We start from the raw sequence: 21,536 nt of genomic DNA, 5'->3' as shown, positions 1-21,536 counted from the left end.
CGCTAGAGAGGGCCGAGTCGGTAATGGCCGAAACAACAACCGAATTAGCGATGTCAGGTGAATACATCATGCAGCGCACAAAGTTCGGGGCACCCGCATGAGCGTGCGACGAGAACAGTGCGACCGGTGGCGGAAGCTCACGGAAATGAGCGCACGGGTTCACTCCGAGATTATGGAGATTGCGCGCACCAAAAACTTTGAGGCCAGGGGATTTACGCCAGACGAGGCATCGCGGATTGAATGGCTGAACTCCGAAGGGAACCGTCTAGAGGCTGAGCGTGAGGCCATTGACCGCGCCATGCTGGCCGAGATGCGTAATCGCCCGGCCGATCCCGGCGCAGACGCTGCCGCCAAGTTGGCTGAGCTGCGGGCGTTGCCGTACGCACCCGTACCCACGGATATTCGCCGCAAGCAGCTGGAGCTGGCGCGGCAGCCTATCCGTGACCCTCAGCGAGCGCTGGAAATTTTGGAGCGGAAGAAGCGCGAGGGCGACGCCTACCCGCATATTTTTCGCGTGATCGCTGAGCGCGCATACGCTGACCGGCCGTACTCCTCGTGGGCATCATCGCGGCCCGGCGTCACGTGGCGCCCGACTGTCCGCGACCGCGGCCTCCGCCCGCGCGTGCGGGCGCCTTGGGTACCGGTCAACGCCCGAAAAGCACACAACGCCTAGCACATCGAACGGACGATGAAGCATCCCCAGACATCCCTGCGCGCAACGGCTCCGAGCATCGCCGATGCTGCGCAGGGACCGCCCCCAGCCGAGGTTAAGGAAGGACCGAAAGCGAGGGGTAATCAAAGGACTCCGGGGAGCGGTGACCTCCTCCCCTGGCCGCACCGCTCCCCGGAGGACCTAAGGCACGACGGAGGTAAACGTGGACAAGCCCGAGTGGGACGCCGTTACTAGGCGGAGGCCGCCGTCGCGGTGGGTGACGTTGGCCGACCGCATGGCACGCGTGGAGCACCGCGTTCGCTGCCACCGGGAGCACCTTCTGTACCTCCTGGACCGACTACAAGATCTGGGCGTCGTCGCACAGTCCGACGAACTTTGGGAGTTGTGCGAGGGCCTGCGGTTCGAGGCCGAACTAGTACCCGCTGAGGTGGAGAAAGTTGACGAGCTTCTGGCGGAGCTGTTCGCCAGGTTCGGCCCCAAGGTGAAGAATTCGACCGGGCAGCGCCCGGTGCGATGGCGGGAAGGCCCCTGGTATCGGCTGGCCCCCGAGGACGAAGCGGATGGCTGAGATTCCCTGGCCGCCCGGTGTGCCGAAGCCGTTGTCGTGCCCGGCGTTTACCGACGCCCCGTCCGACGGCCCGAAGGTTGCACGCTGGATCGAGCGCAACTGCGTGTACACGAGCGGACCAAAGTTTGGGCAACCTGTCAAACTTGAGGTCTTCCAACGGATCTTCTTGATCTGGCTGTTCGAAAAGTGCCCAGATGGGCGGTACCGCTATAGGCGCGCACTGCTGGAATGCCCAAAGGGCCAGGGAAAGACGCCCCTGGCGTCGTGGATCGGCGCTTACCAACTCGCTAACCAGTACGCGGCGGTGATCCCGGTGGCGGCCGCCTCGCTGGAGCAGGCCGACCTGTTGTTCGGCGACATGCGTCAATGCGTTTCGGAGTCGAAAACACTGAGCCGGGTGATGATTCCGTTCGAACATGAGATCCAGGTGAAGGATGGGCCGGGCCGCGCGTATAAGGTTGCCGCGGTTGCCGGTACGAACGACGGTCAGCGGCCATCAACCCTTTTGGCCGACGAAACCCACGAGTGGGTCGGCAACAAAGAGCGCGTCCACTTGGTGCTCGCGAATGGTTGCTCCAAGCGCCAAGATTCGCTGATCGTGAATACCACCACTCCGGGGTTTGACCCCAACACGCTGGCCGGCCGAATGCACGACTACGGGCTTAGGGTCAACAGCGGCGAGATCCAAGACGATGAGTTTCTGTTCGTCTGGTGGGGATGCCCTGCAGATCGTTACGACCTGACAGACGAGGAGCAGCGGCAGCAGGCCATCAGGGACGCCAGCCCGGCCGCGGACTTGTTCGCCGACGTTCGCGACATCTCCAACCGCTATCACCAGATCCCCGAAAATGAGTGGCTCCGTTACTACCTTGCGTGCTGGGTGTCGGGTGTCCAGGCGTGGCTGCCGCTCGGCGCGTGGGACGCCTGCAAAGACACCACCCTGAACATCCCGGACGGCGCAGACGTTTGCCTCGGGTTCGACGGCTCCTTCAACAACGACGCCACCGCCCTGGTCGTGGCGTCCTGCGGCGAGAACCCGCACCTCGACGTGGTCGAGTTGTGGGAGAAGCCGCCGACCGCAGGCCCGGACTGGGCGGTGCCGATCGCCGACGTCGAAGAGACGATCCGGCAGGCGTGTCGGCGTTGGCAGGTACGTGAAATCGTGTGCGACCCAGCGCGATGGGCACGTAGCTACCAGATCCTTGAGGATGAGGGGCTGCCGATTGTGGCGTTCCCGCAAAACGCCGGGCACATGATCCCCGCAACGCAGAGAATGTACGAGGCTGTGGTGAACCGGACGGTGACTCACTCGGGGGACGTGAGGCTGGCGCGGCACATTGGCAACGCCATGAGCAAGACAGACTCTCGTGGTACGCGGATTTGCAAGGCGACGCCTAACTCACCACTGAAAGTCGACCTCGCGGTGGCCGCAGTCATGGCGCTGGATAGGGCCTCTGTGGCGCCGCCGAGCTATAACGTGCTCGATAGCGTGCCGGTCTGATGAGCGCACGAAAGCCACCAGGTCGGCGACAGAACAACATCACCAAAGACATTGGGTTGGTGAAGGAAACCGGCACAGCGCCACCCATGCCAAGGGGTTTGTGCCGTGCCGCGCAGGACGCGTGGACGGGCTATTGGTCGGACTACGTCTCCGGCGCCACCACCGCGGCCGACATTGCGCTGGTTCGGAGATGGGTGAAGGACGTAGACCGCTACGAACGCTTAATCGCGGCCGCCGACCGCAACCCGATCGTCACCGGCAGCAAGGGCCAGCCCGCCGGAAACCCGCTCTACCAACTGGCCTTGAAGCTGCAGGCCATGGTCCTGGAAGAGGAGAAACAGCTCGGCATCGGACCGATGAACAAGTTGAAGCTCGGGCTCGTCGTCTCCGAAAGCTTCAAGTCACTGGCCGAGCTGAACGCCGAAGCCACTGACGACGACGCCGACGACATCCGGCTACAGCTCGTCACTGACCTCGGGAAAAACGCAGACTAAGGTTCAGCGGTTTGAAACCGCCGCAACCAGCGCACATCTGCCGCAAGTAGGCGACGTACTGCCCGTTTCGAGCCCGGATTTTCGAGTTTCTGGGCACTATGTAGCGATCTTCCGTTGGGGCAATGGGTCGATCGGCGCGCGCGGCAAAAAACGGGCGCCAGGAGGGTTGGTGCGGGGTGGGCGCGGGCATGGGCGAAGGCGGTGCCCAGATGGGCCTAGCCTTGCTGTCTGGCCTCGGGGTGGTGGTGTTTGGCGGTTGGGTGTCGGTAGGTGTGCCCGCTGTTGGGTTGGTTGGTGTGCCGTTGTTGGCGGTGGGTTGGTGTGCTCGGGCAGCGGTTGGCGCGGTAGGTGCGCCCATGGTTGGTGCGTGTAGGTAGGTGGGTGCGGGCCGCCCATTGTTGTTGTGGATCAACGTGGTTTGAGGTGTACCAATTTGGTACAGGTCGTTGGGGGCTCGGCAGGTGTTTGATTCCTAACACCTGCCGCCAAAGGTGTCAGAACGGGCAGTCGGCGACGACGTCGGTGGTGTCGTTGGTGGTGTTGATGATGGCGGGTTGGTGGAGGGTGTCCGTTTGAGCGGACTGCCCTGGTTGGCGTGGGCGGTGGCCGCGGTTGCAGTCGCGGTGTTCGGGCGCGCTTGGCTCGTTGGGGGCTCGCGATTCGGTGTGCCCGAGGTCCCATGGTTCGTCTGGTTGGATGGGTTGGCCGCAGCCTGGTCGGCGGCATGTGACGCCGCCTTCGGCGACGATGGGTGCCCAGTGGGCTCGTAGCGCGCGGTGGGCGGGGCCGTAGCCGCGTTGGGTTGTGGTGCCGCGCAACCGTTCCCATTCGCGGGCGCAGGCGGGGCAGCGGCCGCCGGGTGCGCGTGTGAGTGCCGGGCAGCGTGTGCCGTTGATGCCGAGGCATGGCTTTGGGAATTGGCTCACGTGTTGACGGTATGGCCTTGGTGTCAACGGGTTTGGTGGTGTCGCGTGGGGCGCGACGTCCAACGTGTTTGGGGCGCTGCGGATTTAGTCTCTGGTCATACCGGATGATGCGCCCGAATCGGAGGAGGCCGAGCCATTCCTGTCTACTTAGATGTTGAGCTGCGTGGGGCTCAGCAAGCCGCCGCACTAGCCGCCCGAGAAGTCACGTCGGTGTTCTCGGCTCTCGGCGCCGACATCAAGAAGATTCTGGGCGGCTCTGTCTCAGAGGGGCTTAAGGCTATCGGGGGCGCCAGCGAGCTTGATCTGCTGAAGAACAAGCTGGTTGAGGCTGGTCAGGCCGAGTTTTTGTTGGCGCAGAAGGCCGAGGCGGCATCTGTTCGTTCTGTGGCTGCGTGGCGTGCCGCGGAGAACGCGGTGGACAAGTATGGTGCTGCCAGCGCTAGGGCCATGAAAGCCACGGCCAGCGCGATCGACGTCTCTGCAGCAGCCACCGTTGCCGCCAACAAGCACACCAAGTCGGTCGAAGACACCACTGCGGCGCACAAGGACTTGGAGGCCGCCGCGGCGGGATCGGCTGGGGCGCTCGGTCGTTTCCATGGTGCCGCCACGCTTGCGGCGGGTGCCGTCGTGGGTGGATTTGTTGCCGCTGCAGCCGATGCAACCAAGGCGGCCGGTGACTTTCAGGTGCAGCTGGTCCGGTTGGAAACAGTCGGTGGTGAGCTTCCCCGGAATTTGAAGTCCATTCACGACGGTCTGATGGACCTGGCGAGCAGTACCGGTTGGCACCCAACGGAATTGGCCACGGGGATGCTGAAGGTTGAGCAGGCCGGGTATCGCGGTAGTGAGGCGCTTACGGTCATGAAGGCCGCCGCTCAGGGTGCCGCCGAGGAAGGCGTTGGTTTGGATGAGGCCGCCAACGCGGTCACCACCACCCTGCACGACTACCATCTCAAAGCCGATCAGGCCGCCAACGTCACGTCCAAGATGATCGAGGCGGTCCGCCTGGGCAAGACCACCTTCGCCGACTTCACTGGCGCGCTTCACAACGTGGAGCCGACGGCCCAGTCGGTGGGTGAAAATCTGAATGATCTGTTGGCCACCCTGGGAATGTTGACCCAGTCCGGGATGCACGCCGACCAGGCCAGCCAGAACCTCAACCATGCTCTGTCGTCGCTGGGCAACATCCAGCCGAAGCAGCGAGAGATGTTGGCCGCCATCGGCTTGGACCCCCGTGACATTCCAAAGGACCTCCGCAGCAAGGGGTATATCGGTACGGCCCAGGAGATCCGCGGTGCTGTCGATCGGCGCCTCGGTCCCAACGGAAACGTGATCCTGGATGCCTTCGAGAACAACCCGGCGTCGCAGGCCTTGGAGCATGAGGAGTACGGCAAGCTCAGCCCCGCCGAGAAGGCCGTCGCCGACCGCATTATGAGCGGCCAGCTCTCCAAGAAGGAATTCCGGAAAAGCAGTGGCGGCCTTGGGGTTACCGAGGCCAAGATCGTTGATCAGTGGATGCAGACCCACGAGAACAATCAGGGTTTCAACCGGGTCTTGAAGAGTCTCAATACCGATCAGCTGGGTGTGATGCAGGCGCTTCAGACCGCGGTCGGCGGCCAGGACAATGCGCGAACGCTTCTGCAGGTGACCGACCAGAACAATCCCGAGGCGGTAAAGCATCGGGAGGAGATCGCCAACGCCCAGGCCGATCCGAGCGGGAACGTCATGGAGTTTGCGCGGTCTCAGCAGAACTTCAACGCCCAATGGAAAGACCTGAAGGGCGCACTAGATTCGCTCAAGATCGAGTTCGGTGAGGATTTCCTCCCGACTGCGACCAAGTGGGTCCACTCCCTTGAGACCGGCGTGCATTGGATGCAGCAGCACCGGGCGCTGGTCAAGGATCTGATCGAGGACGTTACCGTCCTGTCCGGTTTGTTCCTGGGCATGAAGCTGTCGAACTCCCTGATCAGCACCGTCAAGTTGTTCAAGTCCAACCTCGGGCTGTCCAAGAAGGCCGCGGACGAGGTTAATACGTCGCTCCGCCAATCCGGCCCGGCAGCCCAGGCGGGTTCTGCCGGTGTCAAAACCGCCTCCACCGAAGAGGCAGCCGCGCAGGACCGCGTCAAAACCGCTGTCTACCAGACTAACCAGGAACTGCGCCAGAGCGGCAACGCCGCCCGACAAGGCGCCTCCGGCGTCCAGGCCGCCTCTACTGAAGAGGCCGGTGCTGAGCAGCGCGTCCGGACGGCCGCCCAGGAAGCGAATGCGCAGTTGCGTGCGGCTGGCCCGGCCGCGGAGGCGGGCGCCGCGGGCGTCGTCGCTGCCGCTAATACTGAAATCGGTGCCATGAACCGGGTTATGGGCGCCGCCAACAAGGCCAAGGGTGCTCTTGCGCTCGTAGGTGGTGCGGCGCTGTCGTTGGGCGGTGATGCGCTGCAAGCGAACACACGGGAAAACACCAACCCGAACAAGCTCGGTGTCATCGCATCAGATGCGGGCAACATGGCCATGGCGGGCGCCGCTATCGGCTCAGTCATCCCAGGCGTCGGCACGCTGCTTGGTGGCGGCATCGGCGCCGCGCTCGGCGGTGGTTACGCCCTCTGGGACCAGTACTTCAGCGGCGACCACGACGTAGCCGCCCCCGACAACCCCAGCCCCGACAACGGGCCGGTACCGGTGGTGCCTGACACCAGCCAGCCGACCCCAGATACCAGTCAGCCGACCCCGGACCTCACGCCCCCCACACCCGAATCGCAGCCCGAAACCCCCGACGCGCCATACGCCGGTGGCGGTGGCGGTGGCGCAGGTGGCAAGAAGAAGAAAGACCAAGACCCTCTTGACGAAGACCTCAAGAGGCTTGAGCATCTTCAAACCGAGGCGAACGAGATCCAGGCCCGTATCGCCGACGACAGGGCATCTAACGACCCGGCGCGTCGTGGCGAAATCCCGTGGCTTCAAAAAAAGTTGGATGAGATCAACAGAGAGCTCGCCGGGATTAGGGGGAAAGGCAGCGGTCGTGGCGGCAGCCAAGAGCCGTGGATGCCCGTCAAGCTCGATGACAACTGGCTGCAGGGTGGTCTCCCCGGCCTGGTCAAAAACACCGTCGGCTTCCTAGAAGACCTGGTTCTCGGACCGCTGGAAGTTGCAGCCTTCCATGGCATTCCGGACTTTGACGCTGCGGGCGGCAAGTCCAGCAAGCGCTCACGGCGCGGCAGTCGCGGCAGGCATTCTCGCGAAGAGGGTCTCGGCGCCGAGTCTGGCCTGGAAGGCCCTGAGGGTCTGCTCCCTGGTGCCAGGGGTGCTGGATCGGGTGTGGTTCCGGTCTTTGTCACGAACTGGGCGTCTGGTGGTCCCGGCGGTCCTGGTGGTGGCGGAGCAGCAGGTATCGGAAGCGGCGCGGGGAGCGGCTATTTCGGCGGCGGCGCCACCGGTTCGGGCTCCGGCTCGTTCTCAGGCGGTTCCGGCGGTTCTGGCTTCGGTGGGTCTTCAACCGCTGCCCCGGTCGACCTCAATGGCCCTCTGACCGCTGACCAAATCCGTAGCCTGTCACCGGAACAGCAGAAACAACTGCTGCTGAACGCTTTCCACCATGGCGCGTCGGCTCCCGGTGGGTCTGGGTATCCGGGCATCAAGGTGGGTACCGAACCGTCCCACGACCCGCGGTCGGTGGCTCAATACATCTACAGCGCGGCCCTAGCACGGGGTTACACGCCCGATCAGGCTACCCAGATCGTGGCCTACTCCGTGGGCGAAAGTGGGCTGAACCCCGGCATTTCCGGTGGAGTGCAGGGAGATGACGAGGTCCTCGGTCTGTTCCAGGAAAAGACGGCCTTTGCCCGTGGCCAGAACCGCCGTTCGGTGGTCGGCAACGTGCAGGCGTATTTGGATGCCCTTGAGCCGCACCGTAACCAGGCGTGGGGCGCCGCCTATGGAGTAGGTGATGGGGCGCTAGCGTCGACCTCTGTTGGCGGACCCCTGTCTTACGAGGGTGCCCAGGCATGGGATCCGCTCATGCAGCGGGCAAGGGCCTATCTCGGCACGCCCCCGCCAACTCCGGCTCCAGCTCCCTCGCCGAGCGGGCCTGCCGCACACAACTTCTACAAGGACTGGTATCCCAAGGGCGCCCCGACCGACGCCGACAGCCTTCCGCCGGAACTGCAGGCATTTGCTCGGCAGCGCGGGATGCTGGACGCCAACGGCAACGCGACTGTGGATGAGCAACGAGCCATGCTGCGTCAGGCTTTCACACGCCCTCCGATCCGCCCAGGGGAGGGAACCCCGGACTCGCCGCCGCTGCCTCCCATGAATCCGAGGACCGGCCGCCGCTTCGGCGACATGGACACCCGACACAGCGCAAAGCCGACACCGCAACGCCCTCGGGAAGATCAGGGCTTCTGGTCGCCAAGTTCCTCCGGCACAGGACATCTGAACGTCCCGAAGGTCATGGACTACCTCAACCCCGCTTATTGGTCCACCGGCGGTCTGGTCAAGTACTTCGCCGATGGCGGCCCGTCTGGCACGGACACGATCCCGGCATGGCTGACCCCCGGCGAATTCGTCATGAACGCCGACGCAACCCGGCAGTACCTGCCGTACCTGCAGAACATGAACAAGGGCGCCCGGTTCAGCACCGGCGGCATGGTGCCCCAGTATTTCGAGCCGGGCGGCGGTCCTGTTCAGCCGTCGCAACCCGCGCCGCCGCCGCAGCCGAAGCCGGGTCAGGGCGCGTTGCCCAACGTCGGCAGTCCCGGCAGCCCGAAGGAGAAGGGCTCGGGCACCAGCATGCACGACGCGGCCATTCCCGGTGCCCCGCAACCGCCTTCGCCGGGCACGGCAGCGGGTGGCCTGCCGGTCGGTGGTGGTGCGGAGTCTCCTGGCGCGCAGAAGGGCCAGGGGGGCGCTCCGGCGCCGGGCGCGGATGTGCAGCAGCCCGGCGAGAACTTGCCCGCGTCACCGGGTATCGGATTCTCGGGCGGTCTGATCGGCTCGCTTGAAGGCGCTGCATCCCAAGGTGCCTCGATGGGTGTCGACATGATGGCGCCGGGAGCCGGGCAGGCTGCGGGCGCGGCGATGCAGATCGGGTTCCAGGAGTTGAACCGGGCGGCATCCTACGGCGCGCAGGCGGCTGGTATCGCCGCCAAGGGACTGCTGGAAGCCTTCACCGTCAGCTCGTCATCCACTGGCGGCGACTGGGCGCAAACCATTCCCGGACGCCTTCTTTCGGGAATTGCTGGTGTGCGGCCCACCCAAAACAGCGCTGGGCAAACGCAAACCCCGTTGGCGGGCAACCAGAACGCCGGCTACGCCGACGCCAACGGCGGCGACAACATCCAGTACCACCTCCACGGACCCGTCACCGTAAACGCTAACGACCCGATGCAGTTCCACGACGGCATGCAGCAGTTCAACGACAAATACACCATGGCCGAGAACACCCATCCGATGTCGGGCAGCATGTTCACGGGCCGTAGCTAACCGAAACATTTAGAAAGGCAACAGATTATGGCAATCACGCGTGACGACTTCAGCGGCTCATTTGAACACGGGTTGGCGCAGGGTGGCGTCGAGTCCACCGGCACCGCGCAGGACGGGCCGTCGGAGCTGAACACCAAGATCACCGCGGCGGTGATGGATCCCGGTGTGCCCGTGGACAACGCACCACGTTGAGTGGCGTCAGACTCGGGCGCGGCTTTCCTAGCAACGCGTTGATGCGGCCACTACCGCTGATCCCTCGGGTGCTCCCTGATGCGACCGGTGCTGGCATCGAGGCCACAACCGGCGGCTCGTGGCCGCATCCCGTCGGTGGCGGGGCAAGCCTTGTGCTCGTGGGGGTATCGAGTTTCGCGTCAGGGCCTGGCACCTTCACCGCAACACTGGGCGGCACGGCAATGACCCAGGTCGCTGGCTTTCAGTACTACAGCAATGGTGTGAACAGCTCAGGCCAGGTGGCCATTTATTCGTTCTTCAACCCGCCGAAGAATAACCCGATCATCGCCGTAAGCTTTACTGGCGGTTACAGTTACGCCGTCACCGCCAACTCCGTCAGTTATGCCGGGGTGGTCTCATTGGGCACCCCAGCACAAGCCAGTGGCAGCACCTCCCCGGCCGGGCAGTCCGCATCGGGCGGCGACGCACGTGGCGGCTTCTTTCAGATGCTCGGCGGCTACGCCAATTTCACCGGCTACAACCAGAACCAGCGCTGGGTGGCAAACATCAGCGGCAACTCCCACTCATGCCTCATCGGCGACGCGCTGTGGCAAGCGGCACCGGCGTTCAACGCCCCGATGGCATCGAGCACCGTCTGGGGCGGGATCGTCGTGCCCCTGCTCGGCCACTGACCCACTGCCTTACTCGGCCAGCCCAATACGGGCACGCAGCTCGGGCTCGTGGTTGCCTTGCTCGGAGTTGCAAGGCAGTCCGGGCTTGAAATCCTCCGGCACCAGGCGGCGCTCGATGGCATCCTCAAGGCACCTCCAGCACGGCCAACCACTGAGGCCGGAACTCTCCCACACCTCGTCGGTCACCATGTAAACCCGCGCAATTTGAGGCCGCATGCAGATACGGCAGCGCATATCGATCAGGACGTGTTTCCACTCGTAGCGGTGCAATGCGCCGTTACGCCAATGGAATTCGCGCCACCCGTAGCCCCCGCAAATCCGAGTCGCGTGCGCGCCGGTGTCCTCCGCATAGTCCCGCTCCCACAACCGGATGGTGTCCTCCACTTCGACTAAGCCGCGCGGGGGTATGAGATCCAGCTGACCGTTCAAGACAGGGTCCTCATATCCCGACACTTCCAATAGCCACTCGCTCAGGACGCCGCCTTGCGGCTGGTAGTCGAATCCGTCCATGTGCCGAAGCTACTCGCGACCACCGACAGGCCCGACGCCCCAAGTAGCGCCGCGAGCGAACTTCTCGCGGTTGAGTTGGTCGAGTTCCTTCCATCGCGTCATGTTGTTGGGCTTCGCCCCATGGTGGACAGCAAGATTCAGCACATCCTCGATCATGACGCGGCCTGTCGGTATGTGGCCCTTGCCGACTGCTGCGCAATGCAGGTGCGGACGCACCTCGTGCGACACGGAGATGGGATGCCAGTGGTAGTCGTACAGCGTCTTGCCGTCAAGCTGCAGCTCGTACATGTACCCGACCGTCGAGATCTTCCATGGCCCGCGTCCGGGTTCATCGGTTTGGATGATGCGGTACCGCATGCTCATTGCCAGCCCGACGTTGTTGTCACCCCGGAGTTTGACGACTTCGCCACGGTTGAACGTGAGTACGCCTTCAACGTCGGCCCTATAGCTGTCGGCAGTCACGTTGCCGGACGCAAACAGTCCGAGCGCCTCCTGAATCGGCGCAATGAATGCTTTGACCGCCGCGGTCGGGTTCCTACCGGCCACTCGGACGGAGCATGGCGACCTTCATGACCTTGGTATCGGTGTCGTCGGCGTACGAACCGCTGTCCCAACGCTGCACGAACGTCGCGGCGTCAATGCCCAGGAGCCGGTGGGCGGCCTGATCGAAGATCTGCCACGATCCCTCCGCGGTAACCTTCTCAAGTTTGACTGCCATGCGTTCACACCCCCTTCGGTTGCGCGGTTGTTGATACCAGTAGGGTCGCATACCCCTCCGACAAACTATATCGCTCAGCGACTAAACACCTGGACAATCGCCCGGAGCGCCCACGCCCCGGTCGGGGTTCCGTTCCGCGGCATTATCCTGCTCTACGTGCCCGATCCGACGGCCGATGAGATCAACGAGTGGCTGGACTCGATAGATATAGATCCCGCCGACGTCCGCGACGCCACCCATTTCCGGCGTATCCGTGCCGCGATGACCAACAACGCCACGCAGGCCGCCCTGGCGGCCGCCGTCGCGGCAGCGCGGGCCGCAGGCGACTCGTGGGCCGTCATCGGCGCCGCGCTCGGCATCGGCGCCCAGGGCGCCGAGCAGCAGTACGGGAGATGACGACAGCCGATTTTGAGAGGTTGAAACTCAACCCCCAGGCTCGATGGCCCCTAACGCGATGAGTTGCGCAGGGTCTTGATGGTCGCGTACATGCGGTTCGTTTCAACGAGATCCACGAATCCGTAGGTTCGGTAGAAGGCCCTCAGCTTTTCCGCGTCGCCGTCCGTCAGATCTTGGAAGTGCGGGTCGACAACCAGGAACCGGCCGCCGGCGGCGTCCGCGGCCTCCAGGGTCTTGACCACGGCCTCGGCGATTAGCTCGGCACCGTGGCCGGTGCGCGCCATCGATCGATCCCTGGCCAGCCTGCACAGCACGTACGAGGGATACCCATCCGTTCGGCTTCCGCTGCTGCCGGGGACTTGCTCGGTGACCAGCGTCGGCGCCAGAGTGAAATAGCCCTTGACAGCGTGGTAGTCATCATCTGGGTCGACGGACACGTGGGTGCGGGACAAGCCGCCGCGGTGAGCGTTGAGCGCTTCTCTACCGAGCCAGTTATCGAGGGAAGCGATCCCGCAATCGAAATAGGAGACGTCGTGCTCCGACCCGATCGGTTCGAAGCGCAGATCCGTCAACGCGCGTGTGCTTTGGCGTTCCGCTTCGCGATGGCTTGCTGCAGGGCAGTACTGGGCTGCGTGTCGGCGCCAGTCATCTGCCTCATTTCGCGCTGAGTGACAACGGTGACTCCGGCACCGCTCCTAACAGTCATGCTGGCCATTCCCACCCCTCCCTTCAGGATCGCGAAAATTGCCGCTACCCGAGAATACGGCAACATAGGCGTGCAAAGCACTACATATTGGTGCGAAGTACAGCAAGTTACAGGGTATAGACCCCGCATCTGTGAAACAAATCACGAGCCAGTGGCATTCCTGGGCGGCTGGTGGCCTGCTCCCCACCCATGTAGGTGCGAACGCTAAGAGAAACCTTACCGTTCTCTTAGCGTTCCCATTCATGTGTTTTCGGCCTTCCCGTGACCAAAGGGGTGAGGGCAAAACCGTCCCTCACCCAACAAGTCCAGGAGGACAAAGCATGGATAGCACCTGTGAAGTGTGCAAACACCCCGCTGACCACTCGCCGCGAGCGAAGGATAACGGGATCAAGCCGCCCTACTGTGAGGGATGCGAGGGGTGCCGCGCGCGACGCCAGTCGCTGAAGCCGCCGTTCCCGCCGGGATTCGCCTCATACGGGCGGTAACCATGACCAGCACGGCCGGGCAATGACGCCTGGCCGTGTCTGGATCACTATCAGATTGCGCCCCTAGACAGCGCCGTATTGGGGGCAGTAGGCGGTGGTAGACGCGTTGACCATGGCCGACGCCTGCCAGGGCGTGAAAGTCGGGTCATTGGCCAGGACCTGCTGCACGGCCTCGTCACGGCTGTGCCCGGCCCGCAGGTAGCCGCATACGCGGTGCGCACCGGCCTGCGTGATGTCCCAGTTGGTGACCGTGATGCCGGGGATGCCGTGCACCAAATTGCGGAAGACCGTGTCGGGGTCGGGTGCTGCTGCTGGTGGTTCTGCTGCTGGTGCTTGTGATGGCGCGGCCTGCGGGGTCGCGGTCACGGTCACCGTTGCCGGGGGTGTCGGCGTGATGGTCACCGTCGTCGGTGCGGGAGCGGCAGATGGAAGCGCGGCCGCAGGAATCACCGAAGGTGGCGGCGCGGGCACCGGTTGAGGCGCGTCCTGGCGCTTCGAGGCCACGAACAACGCGACCATGCCGATGAGGAGGACCAGGGCGCAAGCGAACACGATCGGCGACGCCGCGGCGAAAGCGGCGCGCCACGAGGCGTCGGGGATCTCGATCGGCTCGGCATCATCATCGTCGGCGTCATCGTCCATCGCGTCGTCGTAGTCATCCATCGCGGCGACACGGGCCTCGTCGGGGAACGGGTGGAAGAAGTCGGTGACGCGCTGCCGGGTCTTGGCCCACCACGCCGTAGTAGTCGGGTAATCCCAAACCTCGCCCTCGTCTCGCGACCACGCAAGCTCGGGCGCCGCCTCGGTCGGTGGTGGCACGATGACGGTCTCGTCATCACATGGCCCCGCGGCCGTAGTGGGCTCGTTGGGGTCGGGGTGCCGCCGAGCGGCGACACCCTTCCCGTGCATCGTGGTCATCACCCGTCGCTACCGTCAGCGGCCCAGCTGTCGAGCTCGTCCGCGACCGCCATGCACACCCGAACGAACTCGCGTACCTCAGCGGTCGTACCGAGATCAACACTGATGCCGCCGATCTCCGCCATCACACGCGGGGCATCCACGACGTCGCCGGTATCGATGCTGCCGCCCGAGAACTGAATCGCATGGCCCCAAACATCAGCCACGTCAGCGGCGTCGAGCCGCCTATCAGCGGTGAAGATGGAACGGTACGGGCGGTCAGCGGCCTGCCAACTATCGGCGCGCACGGCACCAGCCGGGAGGCGACGCTGGTTGTCGGCGGCCAACAGGTCGGCGGGGATGAGTGGGGCTTCAGTTGGGTTCGTCACGATGATTTGTCCTCCTACACTTGACATTTGGTAGGCGGAGAACCACGCGGCGGCCAGATTCGCGATAACACCGGCATAACACCGGCATTGCTTCGCTGGGCTAGATACCCTATTCTACGTGCATGAATGTGGGTGGTCCCGGCTGGGATCGAACCAGCGACCTTCCGCGTGTGAAGCGGACGCTCTCCCACTGAGCCACGGGACCGGCGCCGACAGGCGAACGACGTCGAAGATTAGCACGAGCCCGGTGTCGACAGTACCGGCCCATACGCCCCTTTACGGCTCTGCGTTAGCCTGGACACGGCTTGTACGGAGAAATTTGTATGTGCCCGCTCACGTCGACTATCGTCGTGCTTCGCACCGGGCGACGATCTCGTCCGAGGCGCGCGGATGTAGCGCAGTTGGTAGCGCATCACCTTGCCAAGGTGAGGGTCGCGGGTTCGAATCCCGTCATCCGCTCGAAGGTGCAAGTGGCATCAGTCCCAGCGGTGGAGTGGCCGAGTGGTGAGGCAACGGCCTGCAAAGCCGTGCACACGGGTTCGATTCCCGTCTCCACCTCCAGCTTTGGACCCCGGCGCGATTAGCTCAGCGGGAGAGCGCTTCCCTGACACGGAAGAGGTCACTGGTTCAATCCCAGTATCGCGCACCAGAATTCGACGATTTCAGCATGCTTATCTAGTTTGACTAGGCGAACATCGCGCAACATACGCGCAATTGAGATTACTTCGTCGCACGGCCTATGCGGCCAGCGGTTGACACCCTTCTGTTCTGTTGCGCCTCGCAATCAAGTTACTTCGGCCAACAATCGTTCGGCCACGAAACTGCCGTCTTAGAACTAAAGATTTGCAACTCATACCTCGCTATCCAGCCCTCGTCGACCCTCTTGCCTCCAACGCAGCCACGCCTGCCCCAAGATCATGCTTGGCCAGGCCAGATCGGCCACGTAGCGCCGGACCGGCCCCCGCAGGTGATTAGCAGCCCGCGAGCGACCCGCATAAAATCATGCAGTTATGGGGCAAGACGCATTACAGGTCGTCCCCGCCGAAGTCGTAGCAACAGCCGGCCAGTGGGGAGCGCTGACCTCCCAATTAGCGGGCGCTCCGCCGTCACCGGGACCACCGTTCCAGGCCACCACTGCGGGTGTGAACGCCGTCAACGCCGCGATCGGCGTTGCCACAGCAGCTTTCACAGCGCGGACGCAAGCAACGGTCGGTGGGGTGACCACGGCCGCCGGCGGATACCTCGGCCAGGAGGCCACATCGGCGGCCGCGATGAACGACGTGACGCAAGTGACGGTGGTCTAGATGCCCGCCACCCTGTCCCAGATCATGGCATGGAGCACCGAGCACCTCATCGACGCCGCCGCCTACTGGACGCAAACCGCCGACCGCTGGGAAGACGCATTCCTGACGATGCGCAACCAGGCGCAATCCACCACCTGGCACGGCGCCGGCGGCGACGCGCTGCGGCAACGCACCGGGGCGACCTATCCGTCGTCAGCGGCAAAGCCGACCTGCTACGACAGGCAGCGGGAATCGCCCGCAACGGCGCCAGCGACATCAGCGCCGCCCAGCGGCGAGTCCTTTATGGCGTCGAAGACGCGCAGAACGCGGGATTCGCGGTCGGAGGGGACTTGTCGGTCACCGACACCCACAGCACTACCCCAGCAGAACGCGCCGCCCGCCAAGCTCAAGCCGAAGCGTTCGCCGCGGACATCCGGTTGCGCGCGGAGCAGCTCGCCGGCGCAGACGCCAAGGTCGCCGGTCAGCTCACCACCGCCGCAGGCGGCGTGGGTGAAGTTAGCTTCGCGCCGGCGACGGCCGAGAATCACGGCGCACCAGCCGACAACCGCATGACATCTGGCTCGCACCGCAACGGGGTGCGCCTTATCGACTTCAAGCAGGACGGCGGCCCACAACCACAACCCGGGGCTCCGCAGCCCCCGCAGCAGCCCAACTTCTTGGACCAGTACAAGCAAGCTCTGACGTCGCCCGGCCAGCAAGCGCCGCCGCCCACGACGCCCATGCCGGCGTTCGGTCCTCGCCCCGATCCCGGACCTCAGCCGGCCCCGGGACCGATGCCGCCCTACGTACCTCCCCAAAGTTTTGGCCAGTGTGTGGGTGGACAAGTGAAGGCCAGCATCGGCAAAGAAATGGTCAAAAGCGGGTACGAGAACGCGATCAAGGGTGCAATCGGCGGCGCTATCGCGGGCGGGGTCGCCACACCCGAACTTGCCGGCGCGGGAGCGATACCTGGGGGCGTCGCGGGCTTCGTCGGCGGGTTCGTCAGGGGCCTCGTCGAAGCGCCCGTAAAGTCAGCCGTCGTGGGCGCAGTAGAGTGCGCTGACATTCCGATACCGGGGTTGCCGAAGCCATGATCAATCTGAAGCGCGCGGTCCTGCTCTTGCCGGTGTACATCGCTGCGATGATCACCGTCGACATTGTGTTCAAGTCAGCCCACATCACCCCCAGCAAGCCCCTGCCCGTGTGGATCGTGGCAGGATTCATCGCCTCGGCGATCGTCGTTGTCGCCTTTGGGATCTGGTACTTCACTCAACGAAGATCCAGCAAGGCCACGCAGAAGAGGGAGCACGCTTACATCGCCATCATGGCGGGTGTGGCGCTATCGGGATTCGTAGGCGACACCGTGAGCGGCGTAGCCGGGCTGTTCATGGGTGGAAAATCGTTGTGGGTCATGGTGCCGAGTTACGCTCTCGCCTACGTCGTACTCCTGTGGTCGATTGCGTTCACCGTGAAGGCGTTGGACGGCCGCGCTGGCAATGTCGATGAGCGCAGCGGTTCCGCGCACTGAACCAAGGCCGCGATGACGGTAATAGCCCTGGAGATTGCTGCGGCAGTCTTTGTCGTAGGCGTTCTGGTCTGGCCGCCATGCGCCTTCTGCTTCGGAGAGATCCCGACGCGACGGAACAATGGAAACGGTCGGTGCCATTGGTTTCTGTTGGCTGCGGCCTCATCCTGCTCGCCGCCGGATGGTACGGCTCCACGGCATAGCATCATTGATCGAGATCATCGCCGGCGCAGCGATGGCCGGCAACGGAACGCACCTGGCCATACGAGATCGTTGACGCCAACATCGAAATCACGAAAGCCTTTTGGGCCGGAGGCCCGCCAGTACCTCGGGTCATGACCAGTGGCCACTAGACGCACCGTAGTCACTGCCGCGGCCGTCGCGGTTATGGTAATAGTCGCTGTCGGGGTGTCGCTCTGGCTCTACCTCAGACTCTCCTTCCGGTCAGATTGTGCGACCGTCAACGAGATGATCAAGTACTCGAAATCCGAAAATGAGCGGATGCGCAACCTGATTCCAGTCAGCATCGGTGACCCGCAGAAGTTGGTGGACGCGTATCAAACTCGGGAGACCCGCATGCGGCAGTACGCCGATCGGATCCATGATCCTGGCTTACGTGAAAAGGCCTACGCCGTAGTCCGTCTCGATGACAAGATTCTCGACGCGTGGCGCCAGACGATTCCAGGGCAATCGCAGCCGGGATCGGGCGGTGGCTCATCCAGTCAGGATTTCCAGCGCGCCTACACCGATTACGCCGCCCAGAGCCAGCGGGCCGGCCAGGCACTGCAGGCGGCGTGCCCAGCATGACGCCTGCCAAAACTCCTGCTGCTTCTGCGGAATCCGCCAATGAAGATCCCTGCTGGGCGTAAGCTTTCAACTCATGATCAGGGGGAAGAAAGGCTTGTTTGCAATTCTTCTCGCGTTCGCCGGCTCGACGACGTCGGTGAGCTGCATACCCATCAACGTCCCTACCTGCCCGGCGGGCGGCGGTCCGGTCGGCTGCTGATCGCCAGCGCTGTAGGGGGCGGGAGCTTCGTCCCCCTCGTCGGGTGCTGGTGTCGACCAACCAACTACTTCGAGGGGTTGCGGGCTTCCTCGTAGCGGGCGGAGGCCACCAAGGCCACGCCGAGCAGAACCAGCATCGGCACGAACACGAACGGGTACGCCGCGACCGCGGCCAAGCCGATGATCACGCTGGGCACCGTGAGCGCCAGCGCCGCCGTGGGATGCCGGTCGCTGAGGCTGATGATCCTCGTCAGCGCGGCAGACGCCGCCGCGGCCCGCTCGTAAAGATCCGGACGGCTCCCGTACGAGTAGCGGGTTTCCAGGCCGCAACCCATGCAGGTGCGCCCATACGAGTACCGGGTTTGCAGGCCACAACCCATGCAGGTCTGGGTGGTCATCCGCTCATGATCTCATCGCCTCGAGCGGGCTTCGCGGCTGCCACTGCGGGCCGACCTCCAAAAGCGGGTCTTCCGCAAAAGCGCAGACGCGGGATAATGCGAGGATGCGTTTCATCTATGTCGCCGCGACGGTCGGCATGGCCGTCGCCGTGCCGATGGGGGCGTCGCCGGCTCACGCCGAGACGGGCGTCAACGGTTACGTTCAGTGCATTGGGGGCGATGCGAAGCCCCCGCCGCCGGGAGTCAGCGCTGAAAACTGGTTTCCCAGCGTCCACGTGATCGCGACGGATATCGACGGTGGTGTGCCTTCCGAACAGGTCGTGCAACGGCTGGTGGAAATGGGCGTGAAGCCCGAGGACGCCGTCAAACAAGTGCAGTGCTTCATGGCCAACCAGCCCCACTAGCCGCAAACACCGGCAAACCGCCAGTCACTATCGAGATGCCTGGCGCGCCATAACTTCAACGAGACCGCGCGTCCCCGTTCACACGCGCTCAGCCTTCATGTCCATGTCAATAGTGCCCTGGCACGCGCCGCTCAAGATGTCGGTGTGCATCAGCCCGTCCAGCGAGCCGTCGGGTTGGGGCGTGTAGCGCACCGTGGCCCGGGCCGGATTCCACTCGATCGAGGTGTCGGGCATCATGCAGTCCCACTGGAAATCGCTGACCTGCGACCAGGACCTTCCATCCCAGGTGAACTGAACCGGCTGCGGAACCGTCGGGTTGCTCGGCGGGGGGCCGCTGACGATGGTGGCGACGCACTTGCCGTTGGTGCAGCTCGAGCGGAAGCCGTAGGTCTCGGTGTGCTGCCCCTCCGGGTTGCCGACCGCCATGCTGGTCCCGGCCTTGGGACCGACCATGAACGTGATCGCGTACTGGCCGTTCCAGGACGGGTTGTCGGCGGAGGCGACCGGGGAAAGCGACAGGACGATCGGGAGCGACGCGGCGCATAGACCGGCGACGATTTTCAAGCGGTCCGAGGCCATCGCAAACTCCTCCGTGTCCACGACCATTCCCCCAATAGTCGTACCCCGAGCCGGCGCCGACAAGGTCTTGGCCGTCACCAACCCCACTCGTCGGGGTTCAGGACGTCCACGGTGAGATCGTTGTCGGCGGGCGCCTTGGTCCCGTAGGCAAAGGTGAGCAGGGTGCGACCGTCATCGAGGGGCTCCGTCGCCACGACGGTCGCATGCCCGATCTTCATGCGAATCTTGTCTCCGGGCATCAACTCGTCAACGCGTTTCAGAGGCACGCTCAACCCATCGGCGTCAGCGAAACCGCTAATCTTGTGCAAACTTTGGTCATTCGCCGACTCCACGACCGGAGGAAGTCTGCCTCGTCGTTCGATCAAATATCATGTGCTGCAACCGAATACAGCTCTCTTCGGCCCGAATCTTCGATGAGTGCGGATTGTTCTACCCTAAACCGGCCGCTACTTCGATGGAAGGGCCGACGGCGAGGCGACGCGCCCAGTCCGCAAGCGCCTCCGCGTTGAGTTGCGGCTGGATTCCAGCGGTTCCGGTCAGGCCTGGGGTGGTGCTCAACGCGGCCAACTGAGGTATTCCGACGTTGGCGGTGTAAGAGACGGTGCCGGCGCTGTTCGTGATGGTGGCGCCTGCGACGCCGGCGAAGCCCGTGGCCGTGTCGTTCGCGGTGAGGATGCCCGACTGGGCGCCGAGCGTGACGGAGCCGGTCTGCAGGGTGCCGAGGCCCGGGACCAACACGTGGGTGGGCGTGAGGGTGACGGCCTGGGTGCCCACGGTGATGAGGGAGCCCGGGTTGACCGGCACGCCACCCTCTGACCATCCAGAGACGGCGAGAAAGACGCTGCCGGGGTTGAGCGTCATGGCGGACTTGGCGGTGACCGCGAAGCCGCCGACGACCGGGGAGGGTGACAACGTGACCGATCCGCTGTCGACGACCAGATGTGTGTTGGTCCCGACGGAAATGATGCTGCCGGGTGGAACGGTGGCAGTCCCGCCCGGCGGGATCGAGGGGTCGAGGCTGGCGGGCGGGGTGTAGTCGATGCTGTGGGCCGTGGTGTTGGTCGACGCCTGCTGCACGAGGGATTGGGTGCGGGCACCGGTGGTATTGGCGACGGACTGGGCCAGCGCCCGGGTTTGGTCGGCCTGCCCGGCTTGGCTGGTGGTCGGCGGCGGCTCGTTGAACGAGGTCAGCGTGCTCATGGTCGAGGAGTCAGCAGCGTACGTGTACATCGCGGTGGCGTCTTGTGCCCACATCTCCATGTACTGGGCTTCGGTAGCCGCGATCGCGGGGGTGTTCTGCCCGAAGAAATTGGTTGCGATCAGCGCCAGCAGTTGTGCGCGGTTGGCCGCGATCACCGGTGGGGGCACAGTCATGGCGAACGCCAACTCGTAGGCGGCCGCCGCCGCATACGCCTGAGCCGAGGTTTGGGCAGCCTGGGCGGCGCTCGCTTGCAGCCATGCCATATAGGGGCCGGCTGCGGCGACCATCCGCATCGACGACGGACCAAACCACGTTTGCCCCGCCAGGCCCGTGATTTCCGAAAAGTAGCCGTTCGCAGCTGATTCCAGCTGAGCGGCTATCGCATCCCAGGCCGCCGCGGCGGCAAGCATCGGACCAGAACCGGGGCCCGCATACATGCGGGCGGAGTTGACCTCCGGCGTCAGTAACCCAAAATCCATGGCGTCTTTGCCTTGTGAGTAGGGGTGCGCTCACAGCCCGGGGTGCGCGCGAAGCGCCATCAGT

At 64.2% G+C, this 21,536-nt stretch carries 23 protein-coding genes, 4 tRNA genes and 1 pseudogene; 16 read left to right on the top strand and 12 right to left on the bottom strand.

What is annotated here, in order from left to right; translation table 11 throughout:
• Positions 1-145: 145 nt before the first annotated feature.
• The 4 genes from BST44_RS29375 to BST44_RS02710 all read left to right on the top strand — a co-directional run bounded on the left by BST44_RS29375 (position 146) and on the right by BST44_RS02710 (position 3,236).
• Positions 146-673, top strand: coding sequence for a hypothetical protein (locus BST44_RS29375; protein WP_142274341.1), 528 nt, complete (start codon positions 146-148; stop codon positions 671-673).
• A 202-nt stretch (positions 674-875) separates the two neighbouring features.
• Complete coding sequence (locus BST44_RS02720; protein WP_083174953.1) at positions 876-1,241, top strand: hypothetical protein; 366 nt, start codon at positions 876-878, stop codon at positions 1,239-1,241.
• Entirely contained in the window at positions 1,234-2,742 is a 1,509-nt protein-coding gene (locus BST44_RS02715; protein ID WP_083174951.1) for a terminase large subunit domain-containing protein, read from the top strand. Before BST44_RS02720 ends, BST44_RS02715 begins: the two co-directional genes overlap by 8 nt.
• A 59-nt stretch (positions 2,743-2,801) precedes the next feature.
• Complete coding sequence (locus BST44_RS02710; protein ID WP_142274340.1) at positions 2,802-3,236, top strand: hypothetical protein; 435 nt, start codon at positions 2,802-2,804, stop codon at positions 3,234-3,236.
• Positions 3,237-3,730: 494 nt separating this feature from the next.
• Here the strand turns inward: BST44_RS02710 and BST44_RS29370 are convergent, their stop codons facing one another.
• Entirely contained in the window at positions 3,731-4,162 is a 432-nt protein-coding gene (locus tag BST44_RS29370) for a hypothetical protein (RefSeq protein WP_142274339.1), read from the bottom strand.
• Positions 4,163-4,372: 210 nt separating this feature from the next.
• Between BST44_RS29370 and BST44_RS02705 the strand changes: the two genes are divergently transcribed.
• The 3 genes from BST44_RS02705 to BST44_RS02700 are packed head-to-tail and all read left to right on the top strand — an operon-like array spanning position 4,373 to position 10,497.
• Positions 4,373-9,634 (top strand): phage tail tape measure protein, encoded by a 5,262-nt coding sequence (locus BST44_RS02705; protein ID WP_083174948.1) that lies wholly within the window; start codon positions 4,373-4,375, stop codon positions 9,632-9,634.
• Positions 9,635-9,661: 27 nt separating this feature from the next.
• Positions 9,662-9,826, top strand: coding sequence for a hypothetical protein (locus BST44_RS30030; RefSeq protein ID WP_158086635.1), 165 nt, complete (start codon positions 9,662-9,664; stop codon positions 9,824-9,826).
• Positions 9,827-9,867: 41 nt separating this feature from the next.
• Complete coding sequence (locus BST44_RS02700; protein ID WP_142274338.1) at positions 9,868-10,497, top strand: hypothetical protein; 630 nt, start codon at positions 9,868-9,870, stop codon at positions 10,495-10,497.
• Between the two features lie 9 nt (positions 10,498-10,506).
• On the opposite strand, the gene BST44_RS02695 is transcribed toward BST44_RS02700, so the two are convergent.
• The 3 genes from BST44_RS02695 to BST44_RS02685 are packed head-to-tail and all read right to left on the bottom strand — an operon-like array spanning position 10,507 to position 11,725.
• Positions 10,507-11,007 (bottom strand): hypothetical protein, encoded by a 501-nt coding sequence (locus BST44_RS02695; RefSeq protein WP_083174945.1) that lies wholly within the window; start codon positions 11,005-11,007, stop codon positions 10,507-10,509.
• A gap of 9 nt (positions 11,008-11,016) precedes the next feature.
• Positions 11,017-11,553 (bottom strand): hypothetical protein, encoded by a 537-nt coding sequence (locus tag BST44_RS02690; protein ID WP_083174944.1) that lies wholly within the window; start codon positions 11,551-11,553, stop codon positions 11,017-11,019.
• On the bottom strand, positions 11,543-11,725 hold the full coding sequence (locus BST44_RS02685; protein WP_083174942.1) for a hypothetical protein: 183 nt from the start codon (positions 11,723-11,725) through the stop codon (positions 11,543-11,545). The genes BST44_RS02690 and BST44_RS02685 overlap by 11 nt, the downstream gene beginning before the upstream one ends.
• A 156-nt stretch (positions 11,726-11,881) precedes the next feature.
• Here BST44_RS02685 and BST44_RS02680 point away from each other — a divergent pair, with 156 nt between their 5' ends.
• Positions 11,882-12,121, top strand: coding sequence for a hypothetical protein (locus BST44_RS02680; protein WP_083174941.1), 240 nt, complete (start codon positions 11,882-11,884; stop codon positions 12,119-12,121).
• 50 nt (positions 12,122-12,171) lie between these two features.
• Here the strand turns inward: BST44_RS02680 and BST44_RS02675 are convergent, their stop codons facing one another.
• The 4 genes from BST44_RS02675 to BST44_RS02655 all read right to left on the bottom strand — a co-directional run bounded on the left by BST44_RS02675 (position 12,172) and on the right by BST44_RS02655 (position 14,803).
• Positions 12,172-12,693 (bottom strand): hypothetical protein, encoded by a 522-nt coding sequence (locus BST44_RS02675; RefSeq protein ID WP_083174939.1) that lies wholly within the window; start codon positions 12,691-12,693, stop codon positions 12,172-12,174.
• 682 nt (positions 12,694-13,375) lie between these two features.
• Positions 13,376-14,230: a DUF732 domain-containing protein gene (locus BST44_RS02665; protein ID WP_083174936.1), complete on the bottom strand. Its 855-nt coding sequence runs from the start codon at positions 14,228-14,230 to the stop codon at positions 13,376-13,378.
• Positions 14,230-14,556, bottom strand: coding sequence for a hypothetical protein (locus BST44_RS02660; RefSeq protein ID WP_142274337.1), 327 nt, complete (start codon positions 14,554-14,556; stop codon positions 14,230-14,232). Before BST44_RS02660 ends, BST44_RS02665 begins: the two co-directional genes overlap by 1 nt.
• A 175-nt stretch (positions 14,557-14,731) precedes the next feature.
• Positions 14,732-14,803: transfer RNA gene (locus BST44_RS02655), tRNA-Val, on the bottom strand.
• A 181-nt stretch (positions 14,804-14,984) separates the two neighbouring features.
• Here BST44_RS02655 and BST44_RS02650 point away from each other — a divergent pair.
• From BST44_RS02650 to BST44_RS02620, 7 genes and pseudogenes are all read left to right on the top strand, one after another.
• Positions 14,985-15,057, top strand: a tRNA-Gly gene (locus tag BST44_RS02650).
• A gap of 28 nt (positions 15,058-15,085) precedes the next feature.
• Positions 15,086-15,159, top strand: a tRNA-Cys gene (locus tag BST44_RS02645).
• A 13-nt stretch (positions 15,160-15,172) separates the two neighbouring features.
• Positions 15,173-15,247 (top strand) — tRNA-Val (locus tag BST44_RS02640).
• Positions 15,248-15,608: 361 nt separating this feature from the next.
• Positions 15,609-15,902: a hypothetical protein gene (locus tag BST44_RS02635; protein WP_083174933.1), complete on the top strand. Its 294-nt coding sequence runs from the start codon at positions 15,609-15,611 to the stop codon at positions 15,900-15,902.
• Positions 15,903-16,975, top strand: a pseudogene (locus BST44_RS31635) (hypothetical protein).
• The gene (locus tag BST44_RS02625) at positions 16,972-17,409 is read left to right on the top strand and encodes a hypothetical protein (RefSeq protein WP_083174932.1); all 438 of its coding nucleotides are present in this window, start codon (positions 16,972-16,974) and stop codon (positions 17,407-17,409) included. The pseudogene BST44_RS31635 and the gene BST44_RS02625 overlap by 4 nt, the downstream one beginning before the upstream one ends.
• A 465-nt stretch (positions 17,410-17,874) precedes the next feature.
• On the top strand, positions 17,875-18,213 hold the full coding sequence (locus BST44_RS02620) for a hypothetical protein (protein WP_244184713.1): 339 nt from the start codon (positions 17,875-17,877) through the stop codon (positions 18,211-18,213).
• Positions 18,214-18,476: 263 nt separating this feature from the next.
• Here BST44_RS02620 and BST44_RS02615 read toward each other — a convergent pair whose 3' ends face one another.
• Positions 18,477-18,809 carry a hypothetical protein gene (locus tag BST44_RS02615; RefSeq protein WP_083174929.1) on the bottom strand — a complete coding sequence of 111 codons (333 nt, stop codon included), beginning with the start codon at positions 18,807-18,809 and terminating at the stop codon, positions 18,477-18,479.
• Between the two features lie 104 nt (positions 18,810-18,913).
• Here BST44_RS02615 and BST44_RS02610 point away from each other — a divergent pair, with 104 nt between their 5' ends.
• Positions 18,914-19,213 (top strand): hypothetical protein, encoded by a 300-nt coding sequence (locus BST44_RS02610; RefSeq protein WP_083174927.1) that lies wholly within the window; start codon positions 18,914-18,916, stop codon positions 19,211-19,213.
• Positions 19,214-19,291: 78 nt separating this feature from the next.
• On the opposite strand, the gene BST44_RS02605 is transcribed toward BST44_RS02610, so the two are convergent.
• From BST44_RS02605 to BST44_RS31290, 3 genes are all read right to left on the bottom strand, one after another.
• Positions 19,292-19,819 carry an Rv2253 family sensor-like surface protein gene (locus BST44_RS02605; RefSeq protein ID WP_083174925.1) on the bottom strand — a complete coding sequence of 176 codons (528 nt, stop codon included), beginning with the start codon at positions 19,817-19,819 and terminating at the stop codon, positions 19,292-19,294.
• A gap of 47 nt (positions 19,820-19,866) precedes the next feature.
• A complete protein-coding gene (locus tag BST44_RS02600; RefSeq protein WP_142274336.1) occupies positions 19,867-20,058 on the bottom strand; it encodes a hypothetical protein in 192 nt (63 codons plus the stop codon).
• Positions 20,059-20,221: 163 nt separating this feature from the next.
• Positions 20,222-21,472 carry a PPE family protein gene (locus tag BST44_RS31290; protein WP_083174922.1) on the bottom strand — a complete coding sequence of 417 codons (1,251 nt, stop codon included), beginning with the start codon at positions 21,470-21,472 and terminating at the stop codon, positions 20,222-20,224.
• Between the last annotated feature and the right edge of the window lie 64 nt (positions 21,473-21,536).

The sequence above is a fragment of the Mycobacterium scrofulaceum genome (assembly GCF_002086735.1).
Classification (GTDB): Bacteria; Actinomycetota; Actinomycetes; order Mycobacteriales; family Mycobacteriaceae; genus Mycobacterium; species Mycobacterium scrofulaceum.
The sequence above is the reverse complement of the archived record's forward strand: the minus strand, read 5'-3'. Positions and strand labels throughout refer to the sequence as shown.

Excerpts from the sequence above, each read along its gene's own strand:
- BST44_RS02620 (WP_244184713.1), top strand. The coding sequence starts at position 17,875 with ATGATCAAGTACTCGAAATCCGAAAATGAGCGGATGCGCAACCTGATT.
- BST44_RS02685 (WP_083174942.1), bottom strand. The coding sequence starts at position 11,725 with ATGGCAGTCAAACTTGAGAAGGTTACCGCGGAGGGATCGTGGCAGATC.
- BST44_RS02625 (WP_083174932.1), top strand. The coding sequence starts at position 16,972 with ATGATCAATCTGAAGCGCGCGGTCCTGCTCTTGCCGGTGTACATCGCT.
- BST44_RS02615 (WP_083174929.1), bottom strand. The coding sequence starts at position 18,809 with ATGACCACCCAGACCTGCATGGGTTGTGGCCTGCAAACCCGGTACTCG.
- BST44_RS02610 (WP_083174927.1), top strand. The coding sequence starts at position 18,914 with ATGCGTTTCATCTATGTCGCCGCGACGGTCGGCATGGCCGTCGCCGTG.
- BST44_RS02700 (WP_142274338.1), top strand. The coding sequence starts at position 9,868 with ATGCGGCCACTACCGCTGATCCCTCGGGTGCTCCCTGATGCGACCGGT.
- BST44_RS02695 (WP_083174945.1), bottom strand. The coding sequence starts at position 11,007 with ATGGACGGATTCGACTACCAGCCGCAAGGCGGCGTCCTGAGCGAGTGG.
- BST44_RS31290 (WP_083174922.1), bottom strand. The coding sequence starts at position 21,472 with ATGGATTTTGGGTTACTGACGCCGGAGGTCAACTCCGCCCGCATGTAT.
- BST44_RS30030 (WP_158086635.1), top strand. The coding sequence starts at position 9,662 with ATGGCAATCACGCGTGACGACTTCAGCGGCTCATTTGAACACGGGTTG.
- BST44_RS02665 (WP_083174936.1), bottom strand. The coding sequence starts at position 14,230 with ATGACCACGATGCACGGGAAGGGTGTCGCCGCTCGGCGGCACCCCGAC.
- BST44_RS02605 (WP_083174925.1), bottom strand. The coding sequence starts at position 19,819 with ATGGTCGTGGACACGGAGGAGTTTGCGATGGCCTCGGACCGCTTGAAA.
- BST44_RS02715 (WP_083174951.1), top strand. The coding sequence starts at position 1,234 with ATGGCTGAGATTCCCTGGCCGCCCGGTGTGCCGAAGCCGTTGTCGTGC.
- BST44_RS02635 (WP_083174933.1), top strand. The coding sequence starts at position 15,609 with ATGGGGCAAGACGCATTACAGGTCGTCCCCGCCGAAGTCGTAGCAACA.
- BST44_RS29375 (WP_142274341.1), top strand. The coding sequence starts at position 146 with ATGAGCGCACGGGTTCACTCCGAGATTATGGAGATTGCGCGCACCAAA.